This is a genomic window from Nocardia sp. NPDC041819, from assembly GCF_055590505.1.
This window is the reverse complement of the sequence record NZ_JBVJAP010000009.1, coordinates 174,062-185,890: the sequence shown is the minus strand read 5'-3', so window position 1 is coordinate 185,890 and position 11,829 is coordinate 174,062. Positions and strand designations below refer to the sequence as shown.

12 protein-coding genes are annotated in these 11,829 nt (G+C 68.8%); 5 read left to right on the top strand and 7 right to left on the bottom strand.

The window, feature by feature from the left end:
• Positions 1–60 precede the first annotated feature (60 nt).
• Positions 61–474, top strand: a complete 414-nt coding sequence (locus ACZ6DL_RS24810) for a DUF5319 domain-containing protein (protein ID WP_039795739.1) — start codon at positions 61–63, stop codon at positions 472–474.
• Positions 475–708: 234 nt separating this feature from the next.
• Here the strand turns inward: ACZ6DL_RS24810 and ACZ6DL_RS24805 are convergent, their stop codons facing one another.
• The 3 genes from ACZ6DL_RS24805 to ACZ6DL_RS24795 all read right to left on the bottom strand — a co-directional run bounded on the left by ACZ6DL_RS24805 (position 709) and on the right by ACZ6DL_RS24795 (position 3,470).
• Positions 709–1,884 carry an anti-sigma-D factor RsdA gene (locus ACZ6DL_RS24805; protein WP_466054557.1) on the bottom strand — a complete coding sequence of 392 codons (1,176 nt, stop codon included), beginning with the start codon at positions 1,882–1,884 and terminating at the stop codon, positions 709–711.
• Positions 1,877–2,455: a sigma-70 family RNA polymerase sigma factor gene (locus ACZ6DL_RS24800; protein WP_040864971.1), complete on the bottom strand. Its 579-nt coding sequence runs from the start codon at positions 2,453–2,455 to the stop codon at positions 1,877–1,879. The genes ACZ6DL_RS24805 and ACZ6DL_RS24800 overlap by 8 nt, the downstream gene beginning before the upstream one ends.
• Positions 2,456–2,588: 133 nt before the next feature.
• Positions 2,589–3,470: a hypothetical protein gene (locus tag ACZ6DL_RS24795; RefSeq protein ID WP_466054555.1), complete on the bottom strand. Its 882-nt coding sequence runs from the start codon at positions 3,468–3,470 to the stop codon at positions 2,589–2,591.
• 624 nt (positions 3,471–4,094) lie between these two features.
• On the opposite strand from ACZ6DL_RS24795, the gene ACZ6DL_RS24790 reads away from it, so the two are divergent.
• From ACZ6DL_RS24790 to ACZ6DL_RS24780, 3 genes are all read left to right on the top strand, one after another.
• Positions 4,095–4,388: a WhiB family transcriptional regulator gene (locus ACZ6DL_RS24790; protein WP_040865039.1), complete on the top strand. Its 294-nt coding sequence runs from the start codon at positions 4,095–4,097 to the stop codon at positions 4,386–4,388.
• A gap of 433 nt (positions 4,389–4,821) precedes the next feature.
• Positions 4,822–5,397 (top strand): sigma-70 family RNA polymerase sigma factor, encoded by a 576-nt coding sequence (locus ACZ6DL_RS24785; protein WP_040864969.1) that lies wholly within the window; start codon positions 4,822–4,824, stop codon positions 5,395–5,397.
• Position 5,398: 1 nt separating this feature from the next.
• Entirely contained in the window at positions 5,399–5,650 is a 252-nt protein-coding gene (locus ACZ6DL_RS24780) for an RskA family anti-sigma factor (protein WP_393234974.1), read from the top strand.
• 211 nt (positions 5,651–5,861) lie between these two features.
• Here ACZ6DL_RS24780 and groL read toward each other — a convergent pair whose 3' ends face one another.
• Entirely contained in the window at positions 5,862–7,472 is a 1,611-nt protein-coding gene (groL, locus tag ACZ6DL_RS24775) for a chaperonin GroEL (RefSeq protein WP_466054552.1), read from the bottom strand.
• Between the two features lie 219 nt (positions 7,473–7,691).
• Positions 7,692–7,994 (bottom strand): co-chaperone GroES, encoded by a 303-nt coding sequence (groES, locus tag ACZ6DL_RS24770; protein WP_028479292.1) that lies wholly within the window; start codon positions 7,992–7,994, stop codon positions 7,692–7,694.
• 585 nt (positions 7,995–8,579) lie between these two features.
• Between groES and ACZ6DL_RS24765 the strand changes: the two genes are divergently transcribed.
• On the top strand, positions 8,580–10,100 hold the full coding sequence (locus tag ACZ6DL_RS24765; protein ID WP_466054550.1) for a DUF7159 family protein: 1,521 nt from the start codon (positions 8,580–8,582) through the stop codon (positions 10,098–10,100).
• Between the two features lie 180 nt (positions 10,101–10,280).
• On the opposite strand, the gene tsaD is transcribed toward ACZ6DL_RS24765, so the two are convergent.
• Entirely contained in the window at positions 10,281–11,324 is a 1,044-nt protein-coding gene (gene tsaD, locus ACZ6DL_RS24760; RefSeq protein ID WP_040864965.1) for a tRNA (adenosine(37)-N6)-threonylcarbamoyltransferase complex transferase subunit TsaD, read from the bottom strand.
• The gene (gene rimI / locus ACZ6DL_RS24755) at positions 11,321–11,824 is read right to left on the bottom strand and encodes a ribosomal protein S18-alanine N-acetyltransferase (RefSeq protein WP_466054548.1); all 504 of its coding nucleotides are present in this window, start codon (positions 11,822–11,824) and stop codon (positions 11,321–11,323) included. The genes tsaD and rimI overlap by 4 nt, the downstream gene beginning before the upstream one ends.
• Positions 11,825–11,829: the final 5 nt, after the last annotated feature.

The window sequence follows — 11,829 nt, the reverse complement described above, 5'->3', positions numbered from 1 at the left end:
ACCGAAACTGGCGGGCCGCATCGCTGGCGCAGACCACCCTGTTCTGCGTACCGTGGGGATGTGCGTGACCATCTACCACCTGGCTTGCCGCCGGATCCGTTCGCCGGAGACCCCTCCGACCCGTCCGCCGCGCTCGACGCCATCGAGCCCGGCGAACCGCTGGATCCCCACGAGCGCCTTGCGGTCGAGGAGGATCTCGCCGACCTCGCGGTGTACGAGGCGCTGCTGGCCCACCGCGGGATCCGCGGTCTCGTGGTCAGCTGCGAAGACTGCAGGCAGGACCATTACCACGACTGGGACATGTTGCGCGCCAACTTGCTTCAGTTGCTGGTCGACGGCACGGTCCGCCCGCACGAGCCCGCCTACGACCCGACGCCGGAAGCGTACGTCACCTGGGACTACTGCCGGGGCTACGCGGACGCCTCGATGAACGAGGCTTTTCACGGCGACGGGTTCGACGGATTCGACGGCTGAGACCGCCCTCACCGATACGCACGCGGGCCTCTCGAGGCTCGCGTACCTCGCCCTTGCCGATGTGATTCTCGACGCACACACTCACTTCGGCGAGCGGACATCGAGCCCCCGTCGCGGGCCGACACACCGATGACTCATGGCCCGATGGGTTTCGCCCCCAGACCGGCGCCGAAAAGACAAAAAACCGACCGCCTGCCCGGCGATCGGTTCTTGCCTTACGCGGTACTGCGTCTATCAGCGACCGGGCGGCACGAACGACCCCGGGTTGGGGATGCCGGGCACGCTGAAGGTCGGCGGCTGATTGTTGTTGCCGTTCGTACCGGTGTTGCCCTGTGTGGGAGCGGTGGGCGGCTGCTGCGGCTGCGGCGCCGACGGATTACCGGTGTCCGCCGTGGGCCCACCCGTAGGCGGCGGCTTGACCTCCGTGACCGGCGGCTCCTGCGGAACCGTCGGTTCCACGGTCGCCGGCGGCTGGGTGGTCCCCGGCGGCACCGTGGTCACCGGCGGCACCGTGGTCGGCGCGCCGCCGCCGTTCGAAGTTCCGCCGCCGTTCGATGTCCCGCCCCCGTTCGGAGCGGTGGCATCGACCGTGGTCGAAGGCTTCGTCGCATCGCCCGGCTGCTGCACGATCGTGGACGTCCCGCCGGTCGACTGGTTGGGCTTCGTGGTCGCGCTGGTGCCGGGGGTAGCGCGCGGATCGGTGGTCTTGGGCACCGTCGACTCGAGCTGGTCGGCCAGTTCCGGTTCCACCTTGCGCAGTTCCGCGAGCAACCGCTCCCACTGCGCCATCAGATCGGCGCGCTTATCCGGATCGCTGACCTGCGCGGCGCTCTCCTTGGCCCGCTCCAAGCGCACCTTCGCCTCGGCGGGATTCTCCGTGACCAGCGTCGACGCCTCGTTCAGATCGTTGCCCGCACGCTGCACCACGGTGGTCTGGGCCTGTTCGCTGAACACGACCTCCTTGACCCGCCACAGCGGATCGCCCGGCTCCGCGTTGTACGAGAACGCCGTCATGCCGCCGAAGACCAAGGCCAGCGCGGCCGCGGCGCCCATGATCGGGCGCAGAAGCCTCAGTCGCCCGCCGGTGGGCGCCCCGATGCGAACCTGCCGCGCGCCGATCTCCTGGTTCACCGCGGCCACGATCGCATCCAGGTCCGGCTCGGCCGGCATCGCAGGTGCGATCAGTTCCGCTCGCCAATCCGCGAGCAACGTCGCGAGCTGATACTCCTCGGCGCTGTCGGTGTGCACCGGACCATCGCTGGCGATGGCGTCGATCAGAGCATCGTCGCGGCGTACCGCGGCGATGTCGACCGGGCCGGTGTCCCCGGACGCCTCGGCGTAGGGACCGCTGTTTCGCGATCCAAGCCGCGCCTTCCAGTCACCCCGACCGCGCTCGCCATCCCTAGCCATACATTTCACCTGCCCTCGCCACTTGTGACTTGAGTTTCGCGAGTGCCCTGTGTTGGGCCACCCGGATCGCACCCGCCGTACTGCCCACGGCGACTGCGGTTTCTTCCGCTGACAAACCCATGACCAAGCGCAGGATCAAGATCTCTCGGTGCTTCTCGGGAAGCGTCGCGAGCAAACGGTTCATCTGTCTGCTCGTCTCTGATTCGAGAGCTCGTTGTTCCGGTCCCTGGTCGGTGGATATGACATCTGGTACTTCGGCCATCGCCTCCGCCTTGTTACGGGCGGCATTGCGATGAGCGTCGGCGACCTTGTGCGAAGCGATCCCGTAAACAAAGGCCATGAAGGGCCTGCCCTGGTCTTGATACCTGGGCAAGGCTGTCATCACAGCCAGGCAAACCTCCTGCGCAACGTCGTCCGCGGAGAGCTGCCCACGCTCCGCGGCTCCGATCCGCGCGCGGCAGTAGCGCACCACCAGCGGGCGGATCATCTCCAGTACCTGAGCTAAAGCGGATCTGTCGCCCTGCGCAGCGGCAGCGACGGCGAGGTCCAACTCTTCGCCCGTGTGCGTCATCGTCAGAGATATTCCTGGCGTTACAAGTGGCACGGTCCGGTGACGACCAGTGCTTCCACCGAAGGGGCGGAACGGATCTAACAATAGCGACCCGATGGCCGGAACTTGGCAACACGGTGGACTCCGTGATCACCTAACCGCCACCCAGCGGGCGCAACGCTCCGCCGGCACGGGCGATGATCGCCGCGCACTCGGCCGCCTCGGCCGCCGCATCCGGTGCGCCGGAACCGGCGCGGAGCATGGCACAAGCCCAGCGCAACGGCAGCAGTCCGTGTTCGCGGCACTGCTCGGCGACGTCCTCGGCCGAAACACCGGATCGTCCGCGGGCGTCGCGGGCCGCGTCGGCCGCGGCGACCAGCAGGCGGGACTTGACCTGGTGCCGCACCGACGGGGATCGGTCGGCCAGCTCGAGCGCGGTCGCCGCGTGCGCCGCCGCCGTCTCGAAATCACCTGCTGCCAGGGCGGTTTCGGCGGACACCCAGCCCAGGCGGATCGCCGGGCGCCAACCGGCCCCGTACTGCCGCGCCGCCGACGCGCTGCGCCGCAGCAGCCGATCGGCCAGCGCGAGCCGCCCGGTCCCGAGCGCGTCGGCGGCGAGCCCGGTGAGCGCGTCACAGATCGCGTCGGCGCGGCTGGGACGGTAAACGCCCGTCTCCTCCGAAGAACCCCCGGAGCCGGCTTCCGCCCGCGCGCCGATGGTGAGGATCAGCGCGGCGGCCCGCCCGTCGAACGCCGCCGCACGCTCGTGCCTGCCGAGCTGGCGCAGAAAAGAGCCCTCGGTACTTCCCGCCAGTGAGAGGAGGACGGGGTCGCTGCTGTGGTTGCATACCCTTCGCAATTCGGCACGCGCCGCGGCATAACGCCCCTGGCCGCCGAGGACCACCGCGCGATACCACCCGCCGAGTGCGTCCGAGGCGGGCGGCAACTCGGCGGCAGCGCGCCCCGGATCGGCGCCGAAGGCGGCCTCGGCGAGGACCGCGACGTGAGGATCTCCGAGCGGAGCGGGCGCGAACACGGGCGCACTCTATCCTGTGCGGCACGCGGGCCGGGACGACGAAAGGTGAGCGACCGCGGACCGGCCGGCACTCGGCATTTCCGCCGCCGAGCCGATGTTTCCATTAGGTAAATCTAGCCCTGGCAATCGCCCAGCGGCCGCGCCGGGAATTCATGCGCGTTTCGCGTAATTAACCTGCCCGCCCCGTTTCCGCCATCTTCGGATCCACGGGTCCCGAACCCCTCGGCCGCCGGAGCGGCCGCCGTCATGCGCGCACCATCCGCTCCGAAGCGGCTCCGCACCACAAAAAGCGGCCCTACCTGCGTAAATCTGATCACCCACGACACATGCGGATACAACGGGCCTCCGGCCAACCGAACAGTATCGCCGGAACCAACGCGAAAAGTAAACAGTTCGGAGGTTAAATTTCACAGCGCGAGATTTGGAAAAGTGCTGCGCCGAACTATTGACGGAATTTCGCGGCTGGACCTAACGTAGCTCATCGCCACAGACGGCGCCGCGCGAAATTGCAGCGACCGCGAAGGGCGAGCCCGGGCACCTTCGCCGACACGGCGTTGTGGCCCACAACTGTTGCAGGACAACTGCTCGACAACGCTGACGAGCTCGCACCACGAGGAGTTCACCATGCCCATGCCGACCCACCTCCCGGGACCCAACGCCGATGTCTGGGATTGGCAGATGCGAGGATCGTGCCGCGGGCAGGATTCCGCGGTGTTCTTCCATCCCGATGGCGAGCGTGGCCGAGCCCGCACCGCGCGCGAGATGCGTGCCAAGGAGATCTGCCGCACCTGCCCGGTGCTCATGCAATGCCGCACCCACGCGCTGAAAGTCAGCGAGCCCTATGGCATCTGGGGCGGCATGTCGGAGACCGAGCGCGAGATGCACGCGCGGCGCAACCGCCGCCGCATGGCCGTCTGAAGCAATCCCCTCCCATCCACACGCCACCGGGCGTCGAATTCCTAGCAAACAACGGGCCACTGCAACATGCTCCGGTCGAGCCGCTCACGCGACACGGTGATCGGTTCAGCGCCGGAGGTCGGCGCGTGGGTTCCGATCGTCACCATCGATCGGCCGGCCGCCGAGCGAAGGCCGGGACCGCGCCTCCGCCGTTTCCGGCACGGTGCGATAGCGCTCGGCGTGTCACGGCGTGTCTCCTCCCGAGATATTCGGCGTGTCGGCGCTTTTCGCAACGCGGCGCCGGTTCCGCGCCGGACTTGTGGGCACCCCACCGGAAGGGAGGTCATAGCAACACGCTACGGTAGTGACCGATGACACAGAATGGAGCGTTGTGACAACGCGGCCGCCAGCCGCAGAGGGCGACTCGTTCCGAAGAGAAGCCTTCCCACCCACGGTGGATTCTGCGGTTACGGCACGCGCAGCCGAAAGTATCGAACTCGCCGCGCTTCTGCATCGATGCGGCCGAGCCGACCAGGAAGCATTCGCCGAACTGTACGACCGGACGTGCGCGCGCGTCTTCGGTCTGGTGTTGCGCGTTCTGCACGATCCTGGATACGCGGAGGAGACCACCCAGGAGGTCTATCTGCAGATCTGGCGGATGGCATCGAGCTTCGACCCGGCGAAGGGTTCCGCGGTGACGTGGTTGATGACGCTCGCCCACCGGCGCGCCGTCGACCGGGTCCGTGCCGAACAGGCCCACACCCAGCGCGAGGTCGCCTATGGGATCCGGGTGCTCGGCAACGAATTCGACGAGGTCACCGAAGAGGTCGAGCGCAGGCTCGACCAACAGGCCGTCCTGGCCGGTCTCGCCACGCTCACCGAAACCCAGCGGGAAGCCATCTCGCTCGCCTACTACGGTGGGCGCACCTATGCGGAGGTAGCCACCTACCTCGACGTAGGGTTACCTACGGTTAAGTCCCGGATTCGGGACGGATTGACACGACTGAAGAAAAGTTTGGGGGTGACGTGAGATGAACGAACGCCAGATCGATCTCGCGCACACCGTCGCGCTCGGATCGATCGACGACGAAGACCATCAAGAAGTGCAGGAATTGTTCGACAGCGAGGACCCCGTGCTACGCGCGGAGTTCATCCGGGAAGTCAGAGACACCAAAGAAGCGCTCTCCGCTCTCGCCACCGCCACGGCGGCCACTCCGCCGCCCGCGCTGCGTGCTCGCCTACTCGCGGCCATCGCCGCAGAACAGCCGCCGGTCGCCAGCTGAACCCTGCGTCGCGCCAGGCATTCCCGCTCCACGCGTACGGGCCCGACGGTCCGGACCATCCGCCGACCCTTCCGGTCCCGCGGCAGACAGCGTGTCGAGCTTCGGAACCTCCTCGGTATCACCGGTAGTCGCGTCCCGTGCCGTAAGAGCCGGCAAGGCCCCCGAACCACGCGGTTCGGGGGCCTTGCCGGTTTCCTGTTCGACGGCCGGTTCAGTGCGAGTGGCCGTGGTGGCCGTGCTCGTTCTGCTCCTCGGCGGGCTTTTCGACCACGGCGCTCTCGGTGGTGAGCACCATGCGCGCGACCGACGCCGCGTTCACGACGGCCGAACGGGTCACCTTCACCGGGTCGACGACGCCGTCGGTGAGCAGGTCGCCGTAGGTGAGCGTGGCGGCGTTGAAGCCCTCCTTGCCCTCGGCCACCTTGCTGACCACCACCGCGCCGTCCAGGCCCGCGTTGGTGGCGATCCAGTACAGCGGCGCCCGCAGCGCGGTGCGGACCACCTCGACGCCGACGGCTTCGTCACCGGACAGCGAGTCGCGCAGCTCGACGAGCTTGCTCGCGGCCTGCACCAGCGCGGTGCCGCCACCGGGCACGATGCCCTCCTCCACGGCGGCCTTGGCGGCGCTCACCGCGTCCTCGACGCGGTACTTGCGCTCCTTGAGCGCGGTCTCGGTGGCCGCGCCGACCTTGATCACCGCGACGCCACCGGCCAGCTTGGCCAGCCGCTCCTCGAGCTTCTCGCGATCCCAGTCGGAATCGGTGGACTCGATCTCGCGGCGCAGCTGCGCGACACGCGCCTCCACGTCCGCCGCGGAACCGGCGCCGTCGATGATCGTGGTGTCGTCCTTGGTCACCACGACGCGACGCACCTTGCCGAGCACGTCCAGGCCCGCCTCGCGCAGCGTGATGCCCAGATCCGGGTTCACCACGGTGCCACCGGTGACCACGGCCAGGTCGTCGAGGAACGCCTTGCGGCGGTCGCCGAAGAACGGCGCCTTCACCGCGACGGCCTTGATCGTCTTGCGGATGGCGTTGACCACCAGGGTCGACAGCGCCTCGCCCTCCACGTCCTCGGCGATGATCAGGACGGGCTTGGCGCTCTCCGCGATCTTCTCCAGCAGCGGCAGGAAGTCCGGCAGCGAGCTGATCTTCTCGCGGTGCAGCAGGACGAACACGTCCTCCAGGACGGCCTGCTGGCTGTCGGGATCGGTGATGAAGTACGGCGACAGGTAACCCTTGTCGAACTGCACGCCCTCGGTGACGACCAGTTCGGTCTGCAGCGTCGAGGACTCCTCGACGGTGACGACGCCGTCCTTGCCGACGGTGGTCAGCGCCTTGCCGACCATCTCGCCGATCTCCTCGTCGCGCGAGGACACCGTCGCGACCTGCGCGATGGCCTGCTCGCCGGAGACCGGGGTGGCCAGCGCGAGCAGTGCCTCGGAGACCGCGTCGGCGGCCTTGGCGATGCCGGACCCGACCGCGATCGGATTCGCGCCCGCGGCAACGTTCTTCAGCCCGGCGCGGACCAACGCCTGGGCCAGCACGGTGGCGGTGGTGGTGCCGTCGCCCGCGACATCGTTGGTCTTGGTGGCGACGCTCTTGACCAGCTGCGCGCCGAGGTTCTCGAACGGGTCCTCGAGCTCGATTTCGCGCGCGATGGTGACGCCGTCGTTGGTGACGGTCGGGCCGCCGAAGGACTTCGCGAGCACGACGTGCCGTCCGCGCGGGCCCAGGGTGACCTTGACCGCGTCGGCGAGCTTGTCGACGCCGCGTTCCAGAGCCCGGCGAGCCTTCTCGTCGAACTCGATCTGCTTTGCCATGGGAATTCGCTCCTGTAGTGGATTGCGGCGCTCCGGAGCCCATCGCTCGCACCGCGTGTCCGATGAGCGGTGCTCCCGGGGCCCTCCGTGGTTACGCAGGCTGCCGCCTACGGGCCCGTTGCTCGCACCGCGTGTTTCAGTGCCGGGGTGTCGGCGCCGAACGCGTTCCGCCCCGGGTCACGAGAGACACCGGGGCGGAACGCATGCGTGCCCGATCGGCTACTTGGTGACGACGGCCAGCACGTCGCGCGCCGACAGGATGAGGTACTCCTCGCCCTGGTACTTGATCTCGGTGCCGCCGTACTTGCTGTAGATGACGGTGTCACCCTCCTGGACATCCAGCGGGATGCGCTTCTCGCCCTCGTCGTCCCACCGGCCGGGACCGACGGCGACAACGGTGCCCTCTTGCGGCTTTTCCTTCGCCGTGTCGGGGATGACCAGGCCGGAGGCCGTCGTCGTCTCGGCCTCGTTGGCCTGGACGAGGATCTTGTCCTCGAGCGGCTTGATGTTCACGCTCGCCACGTTGAGCCCTCCACTTTCAGGGGATTCGGTCGTCCGGAACCGTTGTTCCGGACGCGTCGGTTGGTCACGATGCTGACCCTGCGCATAGCCCCGTCGTCGCGGGTGCCGGGACCCCTGCCCAGTGGTCAAGCTGCTGGCACAAGCACTACACACAGTGCCGACTAGCACTCTATACATGAGAGTGCCAGCGCTCAAGGCTGGGCGGTGCCAACTTTGCCGCGGCGCGCCCGAGACGCTGCGGGCTTGGCGATAAGTTCGGGAAAACAGTAACGTTCGGATAACGGATTGTGACACTATTGACGACGGCTGCGGTCCGGCCGCCGGTTCGTCGCCGAACAGGCGGCGGCGCGGCGACCCAGGGGTACCACAGCGTCGCCGAGACTCGCAGCGCCGCAGCACGATCGTTGCACCACCAGCTTCACCAGAGAGCAAGACACACGTGATCCATGGCCGGTCCCCGCGACCCACCCGGACGAGGGGCCGGTTCGTTTCCCGGTCCGGGTCGCGCGTCATCCATACCGCGGTCCGGCAGTTGATTCGAGATGGTCGGCGACACCATGACCATCCGCTCGAAGGGAGGTGAACATGCGAACATCCCTCGGCATCTCGGCCGGGGCCGAGGTCGTGTGCTCGGCGTTGGTCTCCACCGCGCCGAACGGCATGCAGAGCTTCGATTACCGCGTCGTCTCCGCCGACGCGGCCCATTCCGATCTCGGCGACCTGGTGGCGTCCTCGATCGAGTTGATGACCACGCAGCTGCCGACCACGCAGCCGCCGCGCGAGATCATCCGTCCGGTCGGCCGGTTCGCGGGTGGCCCACGCGATTTCGAGCCGATGACCGGTCAGCCGCCCACCAGCGTCGCGGTCGCCTACCGCACCAAGGAGCAGGCGCAGATCATCCGCTCGGCCACCGGCAAACAGCGTGAGCTGCGGCTGATCCCGGAGGGCACCGCCGCGCTGACGTACCTGCGGCACACCGGCCTGCTGGACCGTTACGACACCGTCGCCATCATCGATCTCGGCGCCTCGGGGCTCAGCGTCACCGTCGCCGACCGAGCCGAGGGCTCCCTGCTCCGTTCCGATCGCACCGCGACCGTCAGCGGCAAGGCGATCGATGACCTCATCTACCAGCATCTGGTGGATATGCACTTCGCCAGGCGCGGTACCCGCCCGAACCGCGGCATGCTCACCAACCGAGGCCGCGCGGCGAAGGAGCACCTGTCCATCGCGCCCGCGGTCACCATCGACCACGTCGCCGGGCGTCCGCTGAAGCTGACCAGGGCCGACTTCGAAGAGTTGATCGCCGACCTGCTGCGCGACCTCACCCGCTTCGTCACGACGGCGTTCGCCCGGTCGCCCCGGCAACCGCAGGCGGTCGCGGTCATCGGCGGCGGCGCCAACATCCCCGCCGTGCTCGACACCCTCACCGCCACGCTGGACGTCCCGGTGTTCACCGTGCCGGACCCGGAGGCGGTGACCGCGAAAGGCGCGGCCCTGGTCGCCGATTCGGTGCAGCCCTCGGTGTTCCCGGTCGGCGCGCTCGGCGGCGACGCGCCCGCGGGCACGGTCACCAAGGTGTTCGGCACCCTCGCCGGTGCGATCGTGGTCGTCGGGCTGATCGTCGGGTACGGGGTCAAGACGTTCTCCCCCACCGCGGACGACGAGGTCTCTCCCGCGGGGACCACGAGCAGCGCTTCCCAGCTGCCGAGCCCGACATCCGCACCGCTCCCGACCGCGGCTGCCGGTACGCACGACCGCACCCCGGACAGCACCGGCGTCGCGCCGACCACCACGGAACACAGGCCGCAGAGCAGCACCGGCGGTGCGACGGCCACGCAGGTGATTCCGCCCACGCAACCCACGCTGCGCCCTGATCCGAACCTTCCGCCGATCCCGTTCCCCGAACTGCTCGGTCCGCTGTTCGGCAATCCGAATGCCGCGCCGGGCAGTTCGCCGCAGGCGAGCCGGACCTTCGGGCCCGTGGCGCCCAGCGCGACGACGCCCGGCACGAGTCCGGCCCAGGCGCCCGCGTGGTCGAGCCTGCCGTTGCCGCCTCGGGGTCATTCAGGGGCCTCGTCTGATCCGGGACTCCTGGCGCCGAACTGATCTCCACCGTCGTGAGCCCGGCCGCTCGTCTCCGGTCGTCCGTCGACCGACATCATCGAGGCACTGTCCATCGAGCCCGCGGACGGCATCCGTGTGCCGGTATCGGCCCCGCCGAGTTATCCCGGAGATCGCAGCGGAACCGATCGGCCACGATCCGGCCGGTCACCGAGTACGAGCAGGTCAGCGAACCATACTGACCGACACCGGCAGACCGGGGTCGGTGGCGACCGTCAGCGGCGAAGGGGCCGCGCCACCCGCGATGACATGTGCGCCGAGCGCGGCGATCATCACGCCGTTGTCCGTGCACAGCCGGGGCTTGGGCACCCGCAGCGTCAAACCTGCCGCAGTACAGCGCTCTTCCGCCATCGAACGGATCCGCGAGTTGGCCGTGGCTCCGCCGCCGAGCACCAGCGTGCCGACGCCGACATCCTGAGCCGCCCGAATCGCTTTCATGGTGAGCACATCCGCGACCGACTCCTGGAACGACGCCGCGATGTCGGGGATCGGCAGATCATCCGCGGCCACGCCGTCGCGCTGCGCCGCCTCCACGTACCGGGCCACCGCGGTCTTGAGGCCCGAGAAAGAGAAGTCGTAGCGTGGGTCGCGCGGCCCGGTCATGCCACGGGGAAACGCGATGGCGCGCGGATCACCGGTCGCCGCGGCGGCGTCCAGCGCGGGACCGCCGGGGAAACCCAGCCCGAGCAGGCGCGCCACCTTGTCGAATGCCTCGCCCGCCGCGTCGTCGACGGTGCTGCCCAGCTCCACGATCGGCTCGGACAGATCCGTGACGTGTAGCAGGTGGGTGTGCCCGCCCGACACCAGCAGCGCGACGCACGGCGGCATCGGCCCGTGTTCCAGGGTGTCCACCGCGACGTGCCCACCGAGATGGTTCAGCGCGTAGAAGGGCACATCCCACGCCGCCGCATACGCTTTCGCGGCCGCCACGCCGACCAGCAGCGCACCGGCCAAGCCCGGGCCGATGGTCACCGCCAGCGCGTCCGGTTTCGCGATACCCGCCGCCGACAGCGCGCGGCGCATGGCGGGCACGATCGCCTCGAGATGTGCGCGTGAGGCGATCTCCGGGACGACGCCGCCGAAGCGGGCGTGCTGATCGACGCTGGAGGCGACCTCGTCGGCGAGCAATTCGCAGGTGCCGTCGGGGTTCCTACGGACGATGCCGACTCCGGTTTCGTCGCAGGAGCTTTCGATGCCCATGATGATCACGACAGCACCTCGTCCGGTGTCCGCCACCGATCCTCGCTGGTCAGCGCGGGTCTACGCATCGTGTACGCGTCCGCGCCACTGGGGTGGTAGTAGTTCTTGCGCAATCCGATGATGTGGAAGCCGTGCTTGGCGTACAGCGCGATCGCGGGCGCGTTGTCGGTGCGGACCTCCAGGAACACCGGTCCACCACGCCTGCCCGCCTCGGCGAGCAGCGCCTCCAGCAGGAGTGTGCCGACCCCGGCACGATGGCAGCGGGGATCGACACCGATGGTGTGCACCTCGGCCTCGGGGTGTTCGGCGTCACCCAGCAGGGCGATACCCGCGTAGCCGACCATTCGCCCGCCCTCGTCGCGCGCGGTGATGTAGCGGTTGTGCCGGCCGGCCAGCTCGGACTGGAACGCCACGGCGGCCCACGGGTCGTCCTCCGGGAACAGCAACTGCTCCAGTTCCACGCAGCGTGTGATGTCGTCGGCCACCATCGGCTCGATCCGGATCGCCATCAGCC